Source organism: Hymenobacter sp. GOD-10R, assembly GCF_035609205.1.
Classification (GTDB): Bacteria; Bacteroidota; Bacteroidia; order Cytophagales; family Hymenobacteraceae; genus Hymenobacter.
Window position 1 is genome coordinate 1,136,822 of the sequence record NZ_CP141184.1, and the last position, 20,666, is coordinate 1,157,487.

Annotated in this window: 14 protein-coding genes; 4 read left to right on the plus strand and 10 right to left on the minus strand. The window is 52.2% G+C overall.

Annotated features, from left to right (window positions below; all coding sequences use genetic code 11):
* Positions 1-3: 3 nt before the first annotated feature.
* Positions 4-1,614 (minus strand): ABC transporter substrate-binding protein, encoded by a 1,611-nt coding sequence (locus tag SD425_RS04760; RefSeq protein WP_324675946.1) that lies wholly within the window; start codon positions 1,612-1,614, stop codon positions 4-6.
* 219 nt (positions 1,615-1,833) lie between these two features.
* Positions 1,834-2,106: a hypothetical protein gene (locus SD425_RS04765; RefSeq protein WP_324675948.1), complete on the minus strand. Its 273-nt coding sequence runs from the start codon at positions 2,104-2,106 to the stop codon at positions 1,834-1,836.
* Between the two features lie 742 nt (positions 2,107-2,848).
* On the opposite strand from SD425_RS04765, the gene SD425_RS04770 reads away from it, so the two are divergent.
* Positions 2,849-4,024, plus strand: coding sequence for a hypothetical protein (locus tag SD425_RS04770; protein WP_324675950.1), 1,176 nt, complete (start codon positions 2,849-2,851; stop codon positions 4,022-4,024).
* Between the two features lie 169 nt (positions 4,025-4,193).
* Here SD425_RS04770 and SD425_RS04775 read toward each other — a convergent pair whose 3' ends face one another.
* From SD425_RS04775 to SD425_RS04800, 6 genes are all read right to left on the minus strand, one after another.
* Positions 4,194-4,754, minus strand: coding sequence for a PKD domain-containing protein (locus SD425_RS04775; RefSeq protein WP_324675952.1), 561 nt, complete (start codon positions 4,752-4,754; stop codon positions 4,194-4,196).
* A gap of 78 nt (positions 4,755-4,832) precedes the next feature.
* Positions 4,833-5,558 carry a LytTR family DNA-binding domain-containing protein gene (locus SD425_RS04780; protein WP_324675954.1) on the minus strand — a complete coding sequence of 242 codons (726 nt, stop codon included), beginning with the start codon at positions 5,556-5,558 and terminating at the stop codon, positions 4,833-4,835.
* 46 nt (positions 5,559-5,604) lie between these two features.
* Positions 5,605-9,147 (minus strand): ATP-binding protein, encoded by a 3,543-nt coding sequence (locus SD425_RS04785; RefSeq protein WP_324675956.1) that lies wholly within the window; start codon positions 9,145-9,147, stop codon positions 5,605-5,607.
* A gap of 21 nt (positions 9,148-9,168) precedes the next feature.
* On the minus strand, positions 9,169-11,211 hold the full coding sequence (locus SD425_RS04790; protein WP_324675959.1) for an OmpA family protein: 2,043 nt from the start codon (positions 11,209-11,211) through the stop codon (positions 9,169-9,171).
* A 102-nt stretch (positions 11,212-11,313) separates the two neighbouring features.
* Positions 11,314-12,393, minus strand: coding sequence for a tetratricopeptide repeat protein (locus SD425_RS04795; protein ID WP_324675961.1), 1,080 nt, complete (start codon positions 12,391-12,393; stop codon positions 11,314-11,316).
* Between the two features lie 103 nt (positions 12,394-12,496).
* Entirely contained in the window at positions 12,497-14,941 is a 2,445-nt protein-coding gene (locus SD425_RS04800; protein ID WP_324675963.1) for a S8 family peptidase, read from the minus strand.
* 486 nt (positions 14,942-15,427) lie between these two features.
* Here SD425_RS04800 and SD425_RS04805 point away from each other — a divergent pair, with 486 nt between their 5' ends.
* The 3 genes from SD425_RS04805 (at position 15,428) to SD425_RS04815 (ending at position 17,660) form a co-directional block, all read left to right on the plus strand.
* A complete protein-coding gene (locus SD425_RS04805) occupies positions 15,428-15,850 on the plus strand; it encodes a BrxA/BrxB family bacilliredoxin (protein ID WP_324675965.1) in 423 nt (140 codons plus the stop codon).
* Positions 15,851-16,006: 156 nt separating this feature from the next.
* Positions 16,007-16,741 carry a WbqC family protein gene (locus SD425_RS04810; RefSeq protein ID WP_324675967.1) on the plus strand — a complete coding sequence of 245 codons (735 nt, stop codon included), beginning with the start codon at positions 16,007-16,009 and terminating at the stop codon, positions 16,739-16,741.
* Positions 16,734-17,660: a glycosyltransferase family 2 protein gene (locus SD425_RS04815; protein WP_324675969.1), complete on the plus strand. Its 927-nt coding sequence runs from the start codon at positions 16,734-16,736 to the stop codon at positions 17,658-17,660. The genes SD425_RS04810 and SD425_RS04815 overlap by 8 nt, the downstream gene beginning before the upstream one ends.
* 9 nt (positions 17,661-17,669) lie before the next feature.
* Here SD425_RS04815 and SD425_RS04820 read toward each other — a convergent pair whose 3' ends face one another.
* Both SD425_RS04820 and recQ read right to left on the minus strand, forming a co-directional pair.
* A complete protein-coding gene (locus SD425_RS04820; protein WP_324675972.1) occupies positions 17,670-18,299 on the minus strand; it encodes an acetyltransferase in 630 nt (209 codons plus the stop codon).
* A gap of 91 nt (positions 18,300-18,390) precedes the next feature.
* Complete coding sequence (gene recQ / locus SD425_RS04825) at positions 18,391-20,595, minus strand: DNA helicase RecQ (RefSeq protein WP_324675974.1); 2,205 nt, start codon at positions 20,593-20,595, stop codon at positions 18,391-18,393.
* Between the last annotated feature and the right edge of the window lie 71 nt (positions 20,596-20,666).

Consider the following 20,666-nt stretch of genomic DNA (forward strand, 5'->3'; position numbering starts at 1 on the left):
AACCTATTGGCTTTTATGAGCTGGTTGGGTAATAATAGCTTTTACCTCGTAACCAGGTTTGATTCCTGAAGGCTGCAAGTTTGCAATTTGATTGGAAGCAACTAACCGGTAGGGAAGAAAAAAAAGTGGCACGAGCGGACTTTCCTGCTGAAGTAAAACCTGGAACTTATGCAGGAGCAAAACTTTGCGCTTTGGGTTTTCTTCCGCAGAAATAGCTTCGATGAGTTTGTCGCTATTCGGGGTGCCAAAACGAGTGTAGTTGAACACGCCAATACTAGCCGAGTGTAAAACTGGAGCAAAGTTGAAGATGAACGGATTGCCAGCAAGAGTTCGAATGTAAACATCATACCTACCCTCGCGTAAGCGCCCGCTAAGAAGGGAACTTTCCGTTGGTTTCAAAATGATAGGAACCCCTATGGTCATTGCTGCATTCTGGAACTGAAGGCCAATCTGCTCAAACAGCGGATCATTGGCGCGGTAGCTAACGGTTAAAGCTAGCTTTTGTGCGGCTCCGCTGACTGTCCGTCGAAGCCAACTGCCATTGGCCTGCCGGAGCCAACCCGCTTTTTGCAGGAGAGCCACGGTCTGCGATGCATCATAGGACAGTAACGGCAAACTATCGTTGTAGTAAGGCCGGCTTCGCATGCTGAGCAACCCGACAGTCCGCTCTGCTAGCCCCTGCTCCATTGCCTGAATTAGCCCGGGAATATTTAGCAGGTGACTAAGTGCCTGCCGCGTCAGATTATCCGTGAGTAAGGGCTGCTTTGTGTTGAAGCCGAGCGTGACAATCTCGTAAGAAGGGTGCGTGTAGAAATTCAATTTCTGCTGGGCACTTGCTGACGCACGCAAGTTGTTGAAGTCCTTAGCCGGGACTAGAGGATAAATATCGATATCTCCTTGACGGAGAGCTAGCAGAGCAGTACCCTGATTAGGAATAATTTGATAGTCAATAGCTAAAGGACGAGCTTCTAATTGGCTAGGAAGAGGGCGTAGGCGATTTGCCCACCAATTGGATTTTCGCCGAAATCGGAGAAACTGCCCGGTTTGCCATTTTTCTAGTTGGTAAGGCCCACACCCTGGCAACTGTTCAGGATGATGAGCAAGGTCAGCGGCCTGATAACGGTTTGCAAAAGCCGTAAGCACGGAGTCCTGTTCGAGCGTGGTACTAGCGCTGTTCTGGAGGTAGGCCAAGCTAATGGATCGCAAACTTCCCGTCTTGTCTAAGGCGTACTCAGGTAGGATAAAGAAATTGCCAGACTCTCTGATATAATCAGGTGATCTGCCCTTACAAACCAGCGTGAACGCTCGTGAATCACGTGGATCAAACTGTATGTCTTGAATGAAGTCAAACCTTGCCTTGGCGCCTTCATTAGGTAGCCCTGGGCAATTCATCACCTTAAGCGTGAAAGCAACATCGCGAGCTTGCACTGGCTGGCCATTATCCCAGGTTGCTGCCTTCCGCAAGTGGTAGGTTAGCAGCATCAGCGAGTCCTGGTAGCGTACGACAGGTGCTCGGCTGGCTAACCATGGCTCAATCCTTCCTTCCGCATTATCGAAGGTTAGGAGACAGGTATGTAGTAAATTTAAACCTTCGTTCGCATAAATGTTGGCCATTGCTAATGGATCCAACGTTTCTGGGTCCTGTGGCCAGCGGATACGTACCGTATCGGAATGCTTCTTCGGACCCGAGCAAGTCGTGAATCCAGCAATAACTAATACAATGAATAGAGACTTAGCTATTTGCAACATTGCCTGGTAACCACACGAAACGGTGGCTACCAGGCAAGTTAGGCAATAATTGAAATAGTCGTTAGATCAAGCAGGTACTATCGCTTAGTGACCGTCGCCCCAGCCGCCAGCACCACCACCTGTAACTAGGTGACCGTCGCCCCAGCCGCCAGCACCGCCGCCAGTTTCACTTGTCATGTGGCCATCACCCCAGCCACCGGCGCCACCGCCTGTTTCGCTGGTCATGTGGCCATCACCCCAGCCGCCAGCACCACCGCCGGTTTCCAACGAAGCTTGCTGAGCAGGCGTGATAGTTGTAGTAGGATTGCCAGTTAGGGTGGCAAATTGGAAAAGGGCGAGGGCGATGAGTTCGAACATAATGTTGGGTTATATTATGAGAGTTTTGTTTGTGTTTCAGGCGTTTGAATGACACAAAGTTGGCTCATTGCGGCCCCCATGTAAAGGAAGGTTTGATTGCTTCTATGACTTGTATAATGCGAATAATTTATTAAACTTTATTACGATTCTAAGATTGCCAAATAGTTTTATGCATGAGCAACAATAGTTTTTATCCGCTGAATAGTATGATTTTTATCTTAAATTGTGACATTACAATTTCTGTATGTGCTCAATTTCCCACAATACAAAGTAGAGCTAAGGCCAAGTGAGAAAAAAGGAAGAAATTTGATTTTTTGTGACATAGATTCAATATAAAAACAGCTCACTAAGAGGCGCTTTAAGCTGCCGAAAAGCCCTTCTTACTATGGATGAACTAGCCAATTTAGCTCGCATTGTGACTGATCGTCGCTTAAAAGCGACTCCGCTGCTGGATTTTGGAAGTAAGAATACTTCCAATAAGGAGGTCGAACTCGTACGACTTCTAGAAAAAGCGCCTGATAGTACCCAACTGCAGTTAACAAAAACGCTCTATGGATCGGTAAGTGCTACTAACCAAGCCGCCTTACGCAAGCTGAAGTCGCGCGTACAGCAAAAACTGTTGCACCATTTGTACTTTCTAGATCAATCTGATCCGAGGCACTTAGTGTCCAGACAGTACGAATTGCAGTGTATCGAACTCTTGCATCAAATCAGTGTACTTCAAAGTGAAGGAGAGTACAAGATGTCTGAACGCTTGCTGCGCAAGTGTTTACGCCTAGCCACTGACGGGGAGTTTACGCAGTATACAGTGATGGCTGCGCGGCTCCTGCGCAATGTGTACGCCCAACAACGGCAGCCAGCCCTATATAAGGCCGCTTCAGTGCAGCTTACTCATTATCAAAAGCAATTAGAATTAGAGGAAGAAGCTGGACATCTGTATTGGGCAACGAAGATGACCCAAACCCACACCGTACGAAGCAGCCGCAATCTTCTTAATAAACTTCCGGAGTATCTGCAGCGCCTACAAGCACTGCACAAGCAAGCAAAAAGCTATGCTACTTTTCATTATCTCTATACTACACAGTTGATGTATGAGGGAATGATCGGGAATTATGCGGGAATCATTCGGCTAACTATGGATGCGGCCCGGCAAGCTGCTAAAGGCAAAATCAATCGGAAGCGTTTTGACAAGCGCTTTAATCATTTTATGACGGTATACGCGCACTTGCGAAGCCGACAAGTAGAGGAAGGATTAAAGCTAGCCGAAGAGTACTTCAAAGAATTTCATCCTTCTTCGGGTAACTGGTTCTATTTCTTAGAATATTATTTACTGCTCGCCATTCATGCTAAGAACTATACGCGTGCACAGGAACTGCTGAAGCTAGCTCGGCAGAATCCGTATTATCGTAAGCAACGCGTAGCGGCTCAGCAGCGGTGGGAGCTGTTTGAAACATACCTGCACTTCGTGCAGCCTGAACAGTCGCCGTTGCGTAGGCTACACTTCTCGCAGTTCGTGCTGACCGTGCCCGATTACAGCCGCGATAAGCGTGGACACAACGTAGCGATTCTGATTCTACAGTTTCTATACTACTTGCGCAATCATGATGCTGAGGGGCTGCTAACCCGTATGGAAGGCTTGCGCAAATATCAGCAACGCCACTTGCGGGAAGCCGAAACGCTGCGCAGTCAGCTTTTTTTGCGCTTGCTCATGCTCACAATCAAAGAAAACTTTGATGTGCAGGCTTGTGAGAAGAAAGGACAGGCTCTACTCACTCGTTTGCGCGAGACGCCACCACCCGGAGAAGCTTTTGCAGAGATAGAAATCATCCCCTACGAAGAACTTTGGGCCTTGACCTTAGAGATTCTGCGGGTGAACGCCAAGGAGCTAGCTGCTTCCGAACTGATGGCTTATAGGTAAACAAAGAGGCTGGCTTTGCTGGCGCCGCTTGGCTTGCTGCGGTGTGTGCCGGCGGCAGTGAGGCGCTGAGTGAAGCTAGCCGACGAAAGGGTGTGGGCAACGTCACACAGAAGGAACGCATACTGCTTGCAGGTGGCGGAACACCTTAAAGCCATTCAGGACGGAATGATCAGGGTTGGACAACAACGATTGGCCTGCTAACGCAATGACTTTCTGGGCATGGGTCAGGGCCATTGCCACGTAAGCTCATGCGGATAGCATATTGGCCTGGCCGGCGGAAGGCGTGCTGCACGCGGCGGCCATTCGTTACATAGCCGTCCCGAAAATCCCAGAGCACCACTACATTCTCGCAGAGTGGCATCTGGGAATCAGCAGCGTCGCAGGTAATAACCTGACCGACCCGAACGGTGTCGGGCGCCGAGAAGTTGAGAACAGTTTCTTGCGTGAAATCTACCGGCAAGATTTTCTCGGCGGGGCGCACTTCGCCTGTTCGGTCGTCGACTACATCAAGCTGCACGGTGTATCGCTTGCGTTCTTGGTAGCAATGAGAAACCACAAGCCCGGTAAGCATGGTACCATCGCCCATGTTCCAGCGGTACGTAAGCGGACCACTGAGTGAATCAGCAGAGCGGGAGGCATCTAGCTCAACGCATAAGTCAACCACGCGGGGCAGCGGACAAGCAGCACTGATGGTGTCGCCGGCTTGCTGAGCCCGAGCTGCTACTGCCATCGTTATAAAATAGCTGAGCAAGAGTACGCGAAGAACTGTAAATAACGCTCTGAAAGACACGATAAGCTAGGGTGGGTACTAGAACTTGTTAAGACGTTGCAGCACGTCGCGTAAATACGTCTGTCCGATGGGGATATGCTTGTTGTCAATCACAATCATATTATCCTCGATAGAATGTACAGAGCGAATGTTAACGATAAATGAGCGATGTACGCGCACGAAAAGCGAGGACGGAAATTTCTCTTCTACTGCTTTCATGGTGCTGTACACAATTAGTTTGTGTTGGGCCAGCACAATGTGTACATAGTCGCCGAGTGCTTCGACGTAGCGTACTTCCTGAAAAGGCACCTTCACCAGTTTCGTGTCGACCTTTACAAAGGTATAATCGACCTCTGAGGCGTGAACAGGTTGTTCTACTTCTGGTCGTTGATTTTGCATCTCAAGCGCTTTCTGGGCTGCTTTCAAGAAACGCGCGTAGCTAACTGGTTTGATTAGGTAATCTACTACGTCGTATTCAAACGCTTCAACAGCGTATTCCTTGCTGCTCGTAATGAGCACTACCATAGGCGGATTTTGCAAGGTCTTCAGTAGATCTATACCCGACATGAGCGGCATTTCTACGTCCAGGAACAAGAGGTCGACAGATTGATGCCGCAGTACTTCGGCCGCTTTGACGGCACTGTCGCAACTACCGGTAGCTTGTAGAAAAGCCGTATTGACAATACAGTTATTGACAACTTGGATAGATAGTGGGTCGTCATCGACCACCAAACAGCGCAGAGAGGAGGTAGAAGTAGTAGGCATAGGGCTTGTAGAGATAAAGGGATAGATGGCTAGTTTCTACGCAGAATTATGATGCCAAACTTGCGTGCAGGCGAGCTTCTAACTGCGGCACAATGCTAAGCCATTGACCAGTAAGATTACTAATGGCCGCTGAAAAATCTATTTCAGCCTCTGGCTGACGTGCTTGATGTTCCAGTGTCTCTAATTGGCTCTGCAAGGACAAAGCACCGAAGTAAGCTACCTGCCCTTTCAGCTTGTGAGCGGTGCGAGCTAGCGTATGCTGGTCATTGATTTCAGCCGCTGTCTTGAGCTCAGCCAAAAGGGGTGGAGCTTGCTGCAGTACGGTTCTAATAAGTTGCGCAGTGAAATCGGTGTTGCCGCCGGCTAGTTCATCTAGCAGCGTCCAATCTAAAGAGGGGGCAGGGGGGGGGGCTAGGTCTGCGACGGGTTGCGGCTGCGAGTTAGTTTCTGTCTCAGAGGCTTCCGCTTGCGTGCGACCCGTGTAATAAGCAATTCGGGCGTAGAGAAGCGCCGGGTCAAAGGGTTTGGCCAGGGTATCATTCATACCGGCAGCAAGCGCCAGCGCTCGATCTTCGGGCAGGGCAGAAGCTGTGAGGCCAATGATGGGCAACGCTTGAGCGTCTGGGAAATGCATGCGTAGCTGACGACTAGCCTCGTAACCATCCATTTCGGGCATCTGCACGTCCATCAATATAGCATCGTAAGGCGCCAACTGCGCTGCTTCTACCGCCAAACGGCCATTGTCGGCAATGGTCACCTGTACGTTCCATGCTTCTAGGGTCTTGCGCGCTACCAGTTGGTTTAGTTCGTTGTCTTCCGCAACTAACACCCGCAATGCTGGCTCAAAGGGCCGCAAATCGGCAACACCTTCCGGCCGAACGTGGGTGATGTCGGCAACTGCGTAGGGAATTTCAAACTGGAAAATTGATCCTAGCGCTTCTTGGCTTTCCACCCAGAGCCGCCCGCCGTGCAGGTGCACGATATTGCGAGCAATGCTAAGGCCTAGCCCAGTGCCACCAAACTGGCGAGTCGTGCTGGTATTAGCCTGGGAAAAGTCCTCGAAGATGGCTTCGAGCTTATCGGCGGCAATGCCGATACCAGTATCGGCCACGGCAAAGTACACCAGGGCAGTATCAGCTGCCGTTGGCCGAGTGGTGGCGGTGAGGGTTACGCTGCCGTGGGTTGTGAATTTGACAGCATTGCCTACTAAGTTGACAAGCACTTGGTTGAGCCGTACGGAGTCGCCGAATACGGCAGCGGGCACCTCGGGCGCTATGTGCAGGTGAAAGGAAAGACCTTTGGTAGCCGTGGCAAACTCGAACATGCGGGCCACGCGGCCCAAAAGCTCGGGCAAGTTGAAGGGAGCATGCTCAAGCGTGAGCTTACCGGCTTCAATCTTAGAACTGTCGAGAATATCGTTGATGATAACCAGCAAGTTTTGCGACGATGATTGAATAGCCGTTAGGTATTCAGCCTGTTCGGTGGTCGGCGCTGTGTTGCGCAGTAAGTGCGTCAGGCCAATAACTGCGTTCATCGGTGTCCGAATCTCGTGGCTCATGTTGGCCAGAAACTGCGCTTTTGCCTTCCGCGATGCTTCGGCCGCGTCGCGCGCTACAATGAGTTCTTCATTGATGTCTTCAATGTGGGCCTTCTGCCGACGAAGCCTAGCAGTGCGTTTTCGGACCGTTGTTTCCAACTGCAGCTTTTGCCGGCGGAGAGTAGCCTCGCGCGCCCGCATGAGGCCATAAGCCACTAGAACAAGTGCGGCTACTGCGGCAGTACCAAACCACGCCGTGCGCCAAAACGGTGTAGCAATCGAGAAGGTGACCACGGTAGGCTTAGACCACGGACCGGTAGTGCTGCTACGGGCCCGTACTTCAAAGGTATAGTTGCCGGGGTCGAGTGCTGGGAACTGTGCTTCTCCTGTGAGGCTAGAACGGCTCCAATGATTGGAGAGACCCTGCAACCGATATTCATAATGAAAAGAGTTGCCGCCAGATAAGCTCACACCCCGGTACAGAAACGTAACACGGTGCTGTCCAGCCGCAAGCCTCCCGAGGTGCTTCGGGTTGCGTGTGGCCCCATCTACTTCTGCTAGCAAAAGCGCGACCGAAGGAATGCGTGGTTCCTTAGCCCAGGAGCCGTGCTTTACATCGAGGCGTAACAATCCCGTGCGGGTGCCTAGCCAGATCTGGTGCCGAGTAGTTGTAGCGAAGGGTAAGCAGTCGTGCACCCATGGATTGGTAGAGCTAGCAGCTGACCAGAAATGGTGCGTAATCGGGTTAAAAATGGTCAGGCTGTTGCGATGGACAATGAGTAGCTCTTCGGTGCCTGGCGCGCCAGCTGTTGAGGAGGCTAGCTGGAAAGGAGTTACGGCGTAGCAATAGTCAGACGGCAAGCCATCGGCGGCGGTATACTGCCGAAAACGGCCTTTCTCGTAGCAAAATAGCCCGTCGCCTTCGGTGCCAATCCAAACGCGGCCCGCTTTGTCGGTAGTAAGGGCAGTAGCATCCAGGCCGCCTTGCACGAGCCGATAATGCTGAAAGCGCTCTTGTTTCCAAACTGTGAGGCCAGTGCCATGCGTCGCAATCCAAAGCTGCCCAGTGGCATCAAAGAGTAGTGCTTTGATGCTGTTGTGCAGCAAGCCATTGGCTGTAGTGAAGTGTTGGACGGCGCGCTCAGGTTGACTAGGGAGCCGGTAGAGACCATCGGTGCTAGTGCCAACCCAGAGCGAGCCATCAGCTTCCAATGCCAAAGCAGTTGCTTGTAAGTCAGAGGATAAGCGCGAAGTGGGCTGAGCGCTCTGGCCAAGTTGAACCTTCCATATACCTTGCCCAGCCTTGCCAACCCAGTAAAAGCTAGGTTGCTTGCTAGAAGCAGGCTGCTCCATAAGCGCCGTGACGGCAGCTGGCACAGAAGCAAGGGTACGGGTATCAGTAGCTGAATCGAGCAATGAAAGCAGTGCACCGCGCTCGGTACCCACTACCGCCACCTCTTTGCCGCTTAAGGCTATCACTGCTGACGCGAGCGGCAAGGAGTTCGGGTAAAAAGCTAGGTGCAAATCGGCATGGCGCCACAAGCCCTGACCTGCCGTGCCGAGCCAGATGTTGCCCTCCCGATCAGGGAGCAAGCAGCTAATAACTGTTCCGGTAGGAAGGGTGGGGTGGTACCTTCGTAAGTATGCCTCTACTTGCGAATTAGTAGGAGTTGGTAAACCGTGCCTCGGTTGTAAAAAGCTAGCTTGAGTGGACGAGACTGCGGCAAACCGTTGTCCGTTCCAGCGCGAAACGCCCCCCTGGTAGTGCCCTACCCAGAGCTGCCCCGTCCGGGGTTCCTCACGCAACGTCGTGATGAAGTCCTCGGCCAGCCCATCTTTGGTTGTGAAGGTGACGAACTCAGTGCCATCGTAACGCACTAGTCCTTCGCCGGTACCAATCCATAGATAACCAGTACGATCCTGCAGCAAGGCATAGATGAAAGGCTGAGGCAAGCCATCTGCCGCGCCAAATTGCTTGAGGTAATGCTGCTGCCCACGAACCGGTAATCCTAGACCGATAAGCAGCAGCACGGCCAGTAGGTAGCGTACCATACCTAGCACAAAGACAATCGCTTACTTGCCCGTGACCTTGAACTCGGTACGGCGGTTAAGCTGCCGACCGGCTTTGGTCTGGTTCGTCGAAACGGGCTGTGTATCGCCGTAGCCAGCGGAAGTTAGCCGCCCTTTGTCGACACCTTTGGTTATCAAGTAATCAACAACGGCTTTCGCACGGCGCTGGCTGAGGTCTTTATTGTACTCCGCTTTCCCCACGTTGTCAGTGTGGCCCGAAATCTCAAGGCGCAAGTCGGGCATGTCGGTGAGTAGCTTCTGCAAACGCTCCAGTTCGTTGGTACTTTCCTTCCGCAGCGTTGCTTTGCCCGTATCGAAGAAGATGTTGTTCAGCACCACCTTCACGCCCACGTCAAGCTTTTTCAGCGCAATATCCTTTACTACTTCCGAATAGGCCGCGCCAGCTGGCAGGTCAAAGTTTTCGGAGTGGAATAGATAGCCATCTTGCTGCACCACAATACCGTAGTTCACCCCTGAAGGCAATGACACTAAGTAACGACCCGACTGTGCGTTGGCCCGGAAGGACGCAATGGTTTGGTTGCGGGTGTTATCAATCACGTCGATGGTGGCTTCCAGTGGCTGCTTGGTCACATCGTCCGTAACGGTGCCTTTCATGATCGTCACCTGCGCCGTGGCAATGGGTACAGGCGGGGCCAAGGAAGTTTCCTTCACGGGCTGAGCCCGCGAAGCTAACAACTGGTCTTCCTGCGATAATACCGGCGGCTTTTCCGGGCCCAAGAAGGTGATGAGGTAAATGTCTTTGGAACCCAAACCATCTTCGCGAACGGAAGAATAATAGCCGTGACGACCAGAGGCTGAAATCACGAAGAATACGTCGTCGTCGGGCGTGTTAATAGGCCACCCTAGGTTCTCGGGCGTGCTCCACTTACCATTCTCAAACACCGACTTGAAGATGTCGTAGCCTCCCATCGAGTTGTGCCCTTCCGAGGAGAAGTACATCGTTTTGCCATCGGGGTGCAGGAACACTCCCTCCTCGCCGTAAGGCGTATTGATAACCGAACCTAGGTTCTGTGCTTGGGTCCGGCCTTCCAGCTCGATTTTATAAATATCGCGCGAACCTAGGCCACCTTCTTTGTCGCTCACAAAGTACAAGCTGCGGCCATCCGGCGTGTAGGCCGCTGACGATTCATGGTACTTGGTATTGATGCGTGACCCTAGCTTTTGCGGTTTGCGCCATACGGTGCCGCGTAAGTCAGCTTCATGCAAGTCGCCCCCGTTATCTTCCGCGTACACCATCATGCGCTGTCCGTCGGGGGAGAGGCCCACCGTGGCATCGTGCCCATCGGTGTTTACGGGCTGACCTAGGTCACGGGCGGCGCTCCATTTGTCTTTGGCGCTATTGCGGGTGCTCTGGTAAACATCTTCGAAGAAGCCACCGGTTTCGGGGTCTTTCTGCCCGCCCGTCGAATTGTCGCGCCGCGAGGTGAAAAGAATAACAGATTCGTCCGCTGAAATAACGGGGCCGTAGTCGGCGTAGGGCGAGTTGATGCTAGGGCCAGCGTTGTCGATAAACACCCGACTCGGACGCTGTTGTAGTTTTTGCCCGTTTTCGCACTCTGTAATCTTCTTGCGAATATCAGTAAGCGATACAGGCGGGTTCTTGCCGGTAGTAGCCGCTTGGGCGGTTTTGTATTCCGCAATGGCTTCTGCCCACTTAGCGTTTAGGTGCAGCCCACGCCCCAGCAGATAGTGAATGCGCCGATCTACATCAGGGTTGAGCTTGTAGGCTTTCTGCAAATACGGCAACGCCTGCGGCTTGGCACCCGAATGCAGATAGGCATCCCCGATCTTTAGATTGAGCTGCGCGTTATCAGGGTTGAATTTCTGGGCTGCTAAGTAGTGCGGCAGCGCTTGCTCGTAGCGAGCCGGGTCGCTGAGGTACCATTCGTCGCCTTCTTTGATCTCGCGCAAGGCAGCCTTTAGGCCATCCTTGTCACTGCCGAAGCGGTCTTTGCTGAATTCTACGTTCTGGGCGTGGAGCGTGAAGGATAACGGTAAAAAAGCTAGCAGCAGGTACTTACGCATTGTCTACATAGGATTACGCAGGGCTACTCAGGCGCTTTGGGGAAAAATTACGCGCTGAGGCCCGCAGGAATTATTTCAATAAACTCTCTTTACTCGATTGCGCTACTCGCCACTACACCCCGAGTTAGCGGCGTAGGTAGAGCCAGCTTCCAGGCCTAGCTCGGCGGCTTTGTGCCAATCTTGGCAGGCGCCATCAGCGTCGCGGAGCATTTCGCGGGCATGGCCCCGGTTGAGGTACGCTTCGGCATATTGGGGGCTCAGCGTCAAGGCTTTGCTGGCATCATCGGCAGCCTTTTGGTATTCCTTGAGCTTGAGGTAAGTCGCGGCGCGATTGTTCAGGGCAAAAGCGTAGGAGGTATTTAGCTCAATGGCCTTGGTGAAGTCGGCCAAGGCGCCTTGGTAATCACCTAGCTCGTAGCGCGTTCCACCACGGTTAGTATAGGCCGTAGCGTTGTCGGTTTTCTTGCTGATATAGCTATTGTAGTCACCTAGGGCACCTTTCAAGTCATTGGCACGACGCCGAGTAGCGGCGCGGTTCAGCAGCGCCGGTAGGAATTCGGGCTGTAGATTAAGGGCCTTGGTGTAATCCTGAATAGCGGCTGTGAAGTTGCCAAGCTGACGTTCGGCGCTGGCACGGTCGTGGTACGCGTAGGCATAGTTGGGGTCAGCTTTTAGCGCTTGGTCGAAGTCAGCTTGCGCGGCTTTGTAGTCCGCTTTCTCGAAGCGCAGCGCTCCTCGGTAGTACCAGGCTGGGGCATAAGTAGCTCGTACTTCAGTAGCCTTGGTGTAGTCCTGCTCGGCCTCATCGCGCTGCCCTAGTGCCTCGCGCGCTTGGCCACGGCCGAAGTACGAGGTGTAGCTGCCCGGATCGAGGCGGAGCGCCTGATCGTAGTCTTGCACTGCGGGAGCATAGTCTTTTAGTTCGTAGCGTGTCGTAGCACGGTTGTAAAAAGCTCTGCCAAAATCGGGTTTGGCGGCCAATGCTTTGTCAAAATCTAGCAACGCCGCTTGGTAGCTTTTCTCGTTGTACTTGGCCACGCCACTGTTATAGTACTTCTCCGCCAGTTGGGCCGGTGGCAGCGTACTGGCGCGCACCGTATCAACTTGCGCCTGTCCGGCAAAGCTTCCCAGTAGAAGTGCAGGGAGAAAAAATTGTATTCTAGATAATAAAAATGGTTTCATAGCTAATGAATAGGAGCAAAACAGATTCCGAAATATAAAAAGATGGGGCTGAGTATCGAAATACCCAGCCCCTTTACTCGAAAGATGAAAGTTAAACAACGGATTATTCTACCAAGATACGCCGTGCGGCGCTCGTGCCATTATTGGCTTGGTAGAGAAGCGTATACAGGCCCCTGTTGATCGAGGTAGGTATCGTGTGGAACCTAGGCATTCCAGGCAGGGAGACGCTTTCCCGCCATACTATCCGACCTAGCCCATCGACCAGCGTCAGCGTTGCAGGTCCTACTTGAGTGGGCATAGCTAACTGGAGCGATGTCCCTTGGCGTACAGGGTTAGGCCAAGCCTGCAAACCAATAGCATCGGCGTTGCTCTTTAATCCTAACACAACCGCAACCGATACGTCATCGAAGGCAATGCCACCTTGCTGGGCCGCTACCGGTGCCTCCGGGCGGCCACTGCCGTATTGCTGAAATTTTATGCGCACATCGCTACCAAGCGTTAGGCCTCGCGTTTGGGCGAACTGCGTTAGGTTGAGAGCAAAATCATGGTAGGTCGTCGTGGAGTTAGCTCCTGTCAGGTCGGCCAAGCGGTACCAGTTCTTGCCACCATCTACGCTCAAAGCGACCCCGTCACCGTTGTGGGAACCTGTGAAGTGCGCTGGCAATACATCGTCCGTTTCGTTTTCAAATTCCTTTTCGCGGAACGTCAGCAAAATAGTACCTGTAGTGCTAGCCGCGTTGATGTAAAAGATGGCTTCGCTGGAGCTAGAAAACAGCCGAGAAAAATACTGATTGGTGCCAGCACTTAAGACCAAATATGTTTTGCTAGTAGGCAGACCTTCGTCCAAGCGAATCTGCGCACGGCCTGCTAAATCATTATTTGTTGCCCAGAATGGGCTTAATGCTCCACTTTCGAAATTCTGGGTAATCGGTACCGGAGTGCTAACCACGTTACCGTAGAGTGCAGCATATGCATTGAGCAACCCAGCACCCGAACGATCATCAGTACCCGCGGAGCCTAGGTCGCGGGCCGTGTTGCGGAAGCGCTCATACACCTGAGCAGGGGTAAGGTCAGGCTCGGCTTGGCGAAGCAAGGCCCCTGCCGCTGCTGCGTGTGGTGCTGCCGCCGAGGTACCGAAAAAGTTCGGAAATCCGTCCTCTTCTAAATCGTTGGCGGATGAGCCGAAAAAGGTGTTATTCACGCCATCTATGGCCGCAATATCGGGCTTGGTTCGCACTTCTGGGGCAGGAAGCAGCGTGCCTGTAGGTCCAAATAAGATGGTGGGTGAGCCTTTGGAAGAGTACGATTGAACGGTGCGCTGATCGTAATAGCCTACTGCTGCTACGGCTTGTGCCTGCGCAGCAGCGGCGTGGCCTACCACGGTGCCGCTAGCCGTGAGCCATTCTGTGGCTGATGCCGAGCCTGCGTTGATATACTTCAGGCGGGTTGGGTTGGCAGTGCCCCTGAAGCGCACAATACTGAGATTGAAGCTAGTAGTGTGCGTGCGAGCTGTGTCGTTGGTGAAGGAAAGAAGCTCGGAAGGCGTTTGCAAACCGATGTTGTTGTCGTTTGCCAGTGTTACGGTGTCGCCTTTCGAAGATACTAGGTACACATCTAGGTCGGTTTTGACGCCTGCTACCGTGTAAAAAGGATCGGCCCATTGTAACGTTAGCAGTACGTCCTCCCCGTGCGAGATAGTAAAGGCTTGGGTGAGGTCGGTACCACTAGGGTTAAAATTGAGCTGGGCGCTGCCTTGCGTGCCTACCGGTACAAAGACTGGTTCCGTATTCTCATAACTCTGGCTGCCGTAGTTGCCGGCGGAGGAGAAGTAGGCGACGCCCCGTTGGGTGACTACTTCATTGATAGCCTGCGCAATGACTCCATCCTGAAAAAAGGGTTCTTCATAGTAGCGGATGTCGTCGGTAAGAATTTTACAGTTTCCTTGGCTTGGGCTAGCTAGGCGTCGAATTTGAGTTGCGAAATCTCCCTCACCTAGAAAAACGCTGCTAAATACTGGTTGCGCTCCTGGTGCTAAGTCATAAATGAGCTGGCACATGGCCCGTCCTTCATCGGAAGCGCCAGGCGTAGTAGGTAGCAAGTCCTGAAGTACCTGTACTCCCGCCGCTGGTAAGTCGCCGGAGGCAATGTCAGCAGCAGCTCCACCTAGGGCATTAAAAGAATCACTCATTACCCCGACCCGAATACCACGGCCGGTGTAACGGCCCGGTTGAGTAGCGCGTACGCGTTCCGTTTCAAGTACGTGGTCGGCTTCGCTGGTTACTCGACCAGTGTTGTTGAAGGGCCGGTAAGAGGCTCGTACTCCCAGAAGACCTAGCTTCGTAAGATGTGCCAAGCCACCCGAAGAGGCATCTAGCTCGGCAATAGGGAGGAAGCCATCTACAAAATGCAGCGCCGGCCAAGCAGACTGCACAACAAACCCGCGTGCTTGTAAGGCCGGTAATAAGCCCTCGATGTCGCGCGCCGTGATACGTACTAGTACTGTAGAAGCATCCGTGTTGAGTTGGAGCAGCGGGTAAGCAGCCGGCAACTGTTGGGTAGCAGTGTGCGCTGTTAGGCTTGCTGTCCTCGCGGCGTACAAGCGTTGCAGGTCACCTGCTATTGGGGAACTACGATCAATACGCAGACTAGCAAGAAGGGAAGAAGCCGTACGCTGCTGATGAGGAGTAGCTCGCTGAGTGCTGTTTAGCAAAGCAACAACGTGAGAAGATTGCGCCTGTGCTGACCACTGTGTGCTAACCCATAAAAGAAGAATGAGCAGTTTTAATCTGAGAAAAGGTAGCATGAAAAGTCACAAAAGCTGAGAAGCGCCAATCGTCAGCTGAACGAGCACTTCTTAGAATAACTACTTAATGTTTAAGTATATTAATTATATAATTATTAAATAGTATTTGTCTTATAAATATTTTAACACATGAATGTTTTCGGAACCGTATGCTAGGGTCACCGGTTTAGTAGGATGAATGCAGTATCTTTGTGTACTGCACTTTTCTCACTTTAAAGTTTGCACCTCATTATGGCCACCTATCCTGAATATATGGTAGCGCCCATCCGGCAAGACTTGGTTGAAGCCGGTTTCGAGCAACTCATGACTCCTGAAGAAGTCGACAACGCCCTAAATGAGCAAAGCGGCACCGTTCTCGTTGCTGTTAACTCTGTATGCGGTTGTGCGGCGGGCAAAGCACGCCCCGCGTTAAAGCTAGCCCTAGCTAGTTCCGAGAAGAAGCCAGCGAAGCTCGTAACGGTTTTTGCTGGCATGGAAACGGAAGCTGTGGCGAAGGCTCGCGAGCATATGCTACCTTATCCTCCCTCGTCACCTAGCATTGCGCTATTCAAAGATGGCGAGCTAGTGCACATGATTGAGCGTTACCACATTGAAGGCAACGACATGATGCGCATCGCCAACAACTTGCAGGGTGCTTTCGACGAGTATTGCTAGGCATATTGCAATTCTGAGTAGCACCTAGCTTCCAAGCTAAGTCACGATCATTCAAAACCCGCGGCAGCAAACCGCGGGTTTTGTTTTATTAATCAGCTAGCTTTTGTCGTTTACTTTGAGGACTTACCAAGGTGCCTTTCGTCACGCTGCTCGTCAATGCCTGCTTTGCCCACCAAGAAAGTTGCCATTCTACAATCGAACTACATTCCGTGGAAGGGATATTTTGATATCATTGGCAGCGTCGATGAATTCATCTTCTACGACGAAGTGCAGTATACTAGGCGGGATTGGCGCAATCGGAACTACATCAAAACGGCGCAGGGCTTAGCTTGGCTTACGATTCCGGTGGTGCAGCAGGAGCGAGAAACCCAACGGATAGACGAAACAATAGTATCTGACCGGAAGTGGGCGATGAAACACTGGCGCACGTTGGCGCAGACTTATGCCCGCGCCGCAAACTTTCACGTGCATAAAGAGCAGTTCGAAGAACTATACGCGGGTTTGACAACTGTTTACTTGTCGGAAATAAATGCTGCCTTTGTTCGGATGATTTGCCAAGTGTTAGGAATTCAGACGAAGCTTTCCTGGTCGACCGACTATAGTCTACCGACTGGGCTGGACAAAACAGAACGCCTCGTGCGCTTGGTGCAAGCTGCCAGTGGTACGGAGTACCTTACCGGTCCGGCTGCCAGGAACTACCTCGATGAAGCGCAATTTGCCGAGGCAAACATCACGTTGAGCTGGATGAATTACGAAGGTTATCCTGTCTACCGGCAGCTACATAGTCCTCCTTTCGCGCACGGTGTGTCCATTGTTGATTTACTTTTCAACGAAGGAGAGGAAGCCTCTACGTTTTTAAAGAACCGTCCTAACCTGCACAACCATGCCTGAATACTCGGTGGTGGTTCCAGTGTACCAAGGAGAAGCAACATTACGTTCGCTCACTCTACAAATACAGGCGTTCTTTCAGGAGCTAGGTCGTTCCTTTGAAATCATCTTCGTGTGCGACGGTGGCCCCGATAATTCGTGGCAAGTGATTCAGACTTTGCGTGCTGAGCTAGGTGCCGACGTGATTAAGGCAGTGCAACTGTCGCGCAATTTTGGGCAGCACAATGCTTTGCTTTGTGGTTTTAGGCACGTATGTGGCCGCTTCATCATCACCATGGATGAGGACTTGCAACACCGCCCTACTGATATAGCGCGCCTGCTGGAACGCCAAGCAGAGGCCGACTACGACGTAGTATATGGTAAATACGAGACGTTGCAACACTCTGCCTTTCGCAACAGTACATCGCGGACGATGCGGCGCTTGCTACGCTTAGGCATTCCGGATTTGCATCCTGATTATTCGGCTTTTCGCCTGATAAAAATGGAGGTGGCGCAGCATTGCCTGATGATGCGCAATTCCTACACCTTCCTCGACGGCTACCTGACCTGGGTAACCAACCACGTAGCCAGCGTGCCGGTGGAGCACCAAGAGCGAGCGGTCGGAAAGAGCGCTTATACCGTTGGAAAACTGGTTGCTCACTCCATCAACATATTTGCTACGTTCTCCGACTTACCCATTCGATTGCTGTCTATCACGTCGGTGGTCGTGTTTCTACTCACTAGCGCTTATTCCATCTACGTGCTGGTGCGTAAATTCCTGTACAATGATTTTTTGTCGGGCTTTCCATCGCTGATCATTTCGATCGGCTTTGGCGTGGGGCTGCTGCTGCTCGGCATGGGCATTTTGGGCGAGTATATTCACCGCATCAATCTGAAGACGACGCGCCGCCCCAACTTCGTTGAGCGTCAGGTGCTCGACTGAACGATGAGGCTAGAGTTTGCGGGCTGGCGCGCCAACGTATATCCCGGCTTCTAGCAAGTCACGCGTAACGACCGTGCCGCCGCCCGTACGCACGTCAGGGCCTAGGGTGCAGTTGTCGATAATGGTCGTACCGATACCTAAGAAACAGCGCGAGGCTATCTGCACGCGGCCAGCCAAGCGCACGCCCGGCGCTAAGAAAGAATGGGCCCCAATCAGCGAATCGTGGCTAATAAGGCAGTTTGCATACAGAAACGTGTTAGCCTCCAACGTCACGTTCAAATCGAGCACGCAACCTGGTGAAATAAATACGCCGGCACCTAGGGTAGCGCTTGGATCGACATAGGTCGAAGGGTGAACAAAGCGCCCAAAAACAATATGTGCCGCTAGCTCTTCATACAGGCGTTGCCGGGCTGCTATGTGCTTGTAGCCGATGCCTAGCAGTAACTCGTCAAAAACACCTTGTTCAAAGGCTGTCCGTGCGGAATGTATAGGACCTAGCACGAGGCCATGCTGTGTTACTCTGCCAACGGCTATGCTGTCGTCAAAGAAACCTGCTACTTGGTAAGCGCCAATTTGCGTTACGTGTTGCGCTATTTGCTGACCTAGCTCACCCGCGCCGATAATTGCCAAGCGTTTCATGCAGATCAACATCGTTAAAAAGACTAAAATAAAACCGCCATGCCGGCTCAATGCAGCATGGCGGTTTCACTAGCAAAGCTAGGGTAACTTCTTAGTTGGCTACTTCACTCAAGAACTTGATGCGCATCAAACGAATATCTTCCTCCGTGAAGTCATCTGGACCTAGCTCCTTCAGGGCTACCGCAATGTTGTCGGTTGTCGCCTGCATGAAGTAGTCGTAGATTTCCTCTTGACGCTCTTCGTCCAGTACGCCGTCGATGTAATAATCGAGGTTAAGCTTGGTGCCGGAGTAGCAGATGTGCTCAATTTCTTCGATCAGCTCGCGCATGTCGATGCCCTTGGAAGAAGCAATTTCCTCTAAGTCCATCTTCTTATCGATCTGCTGAATGATGTAGATCTTGATTTTCGACTTGTTGACGGCCGACTTTACCACCACATCGGCGGCCGTGACAATGTCGTTTTCCTCCACGTACTTCTGAATCAGGGCGAGGAAGGGGACGCCAAATTTCTGCGCTTTGCCTTGCCCCACGCCTCCGATGTGAGAAAGGTCGTCCATCTTCGTGGGGAAGGTGGTGGCCATTTCCTTTAGTGAGGGGTCCTGGAACAGCACGTAGGGGGGCAGGCTTTTTTGCTGGGCAATCTTCTTGCGCAGCGCCTTCAACATCTCAAATAGCGTCTCGTCGTGGCCGGCGGCTTGTTGCACCTCTTCTTGCTCTTGCTCCTGCTGCACCTCTTCGTCGAAGTTGTGGTCTTTGGTGAGCTTGATAGAGTGGGGCGCCTCAATGAAGTCGAGACCCTTCTGCGAGATTTTTACTACGCCGAAGTTCTCGATGTCTTTCTCTAAGAAGCCATTGAGTAGTGCTTGGCGCAGGAGCGAGTGCCAAAATTGCGCGTCGTGGTCTTTGCCTTTGCCGTATACGGGCAAGCTGTTGTGGCCGTAGCTTTCCACGTGGGCGTTGTTCATGCCCATCAGCACCGTACCGATATGATCGAGGCCGAAGCGCTCCTCCGTCTGCACGACGGCTTTCAAGGCTAGCAGTACTTCTTCTTTGCCTTCAAAACGCTCTTTAGGGTGCCGGCAGTTGTCGCAGAAGCCACAATCTTTTTCGAATATCTCTCCGAAGTAGTGAAGCAACTGTTTGCGGCGGCACACGGCTGAATCGGCGTAATTAGCCATTTCCTGCAGCAGCAGCTTGCCATTGTCGCGCTCAGTTACGGGCTTGTCCTTGTTGAACTTCTCCAGCTTCACGATGTCGTCGTAGCTGTAGAACATTAGGCAGTTGCCTTCTAGGCCGTCGCGGCCGCCGCGGCCGGTTTCCTGGTAGTAGCCTTCAATGCTTTTGGGGGTGTCGTAGTGTACCACAAAGCGTACATCGGGTTTATCGATGCCCATGCCAAAAGCAATGGTGGCCACAATCACGTCGGCTTCTTCGTTCAGGAAGGCGTCTTGGTTGGCCATGCGCACGTGCGGGTCGAGGCCAGCGTGGTAGGGCAGGGCCTTCACATCATTGACCCGCAGCAGCTCCGCAATTTCCTCAACCTTCTTACGGCTCAAGCAATACACAATACCAGCCTTGTTCTTGTGCTGCTTCACGTACTGAATCAGCTGCTTTTTGGTGTTGTGCTTAGGGCGAACTTCGTAGTAGAGGTTGGTTCGATTGAAAGAAGTTTTAAAAACCGAAGCATCGTCCATTTGCAGGTTCTTCTGGATATCCAGCTGCACTTTGGGCGTGGCCGTGGCGGTAAGCGCAATAATAGGCACGTTGGGCCCGATGTTGTCGATGATGCCGCGGATCTTGCGGTACTCGGGGCGGAAGTCATGGCCCCATTCCGAAATGCAGTGCGCCTCGTCGATGGCAACGAACGAGATGCTAGCTTTTTGCAGGAAGTCGATGGTTTCATCCTTAGTCAAGGATTCAGGCGCCACATAAAGCAGCTTTACCTCGCCGCTAATCACGTCCTTCTTTACCTTGTTTGTTTCCGATTTCGACAAGGTCGAGTTCAAAAACTGAGCATTCACTCCAAACGCATTGAGCTGGTCGACCTGGTTTTTCATCAGGGCAATCAGGGGCGAAATCACGATGGCCGTGCCGGGCAATACGAGCGCTGGTAGCTGGTAGCACAGCGACTTACCCGCGCCAGTGGGCATGATGACGAAGGTGTTGTTGCCCTCGATAACATTCTGAATCACGGCCTCCTGGGTGCCCCGGAACTGGCCGTACCCAAAAACTTCCTTTAACTTGCCTTTCAGATCAGCCGTTGGCATAACGGCATTTTTTACGGCTGGCGTAGACATCCTCGCTTACTCAATTGGGTTGTAGAAGAGAGTCGCAACCATATATGGTTGAATTCTCAATCTAGGAATTT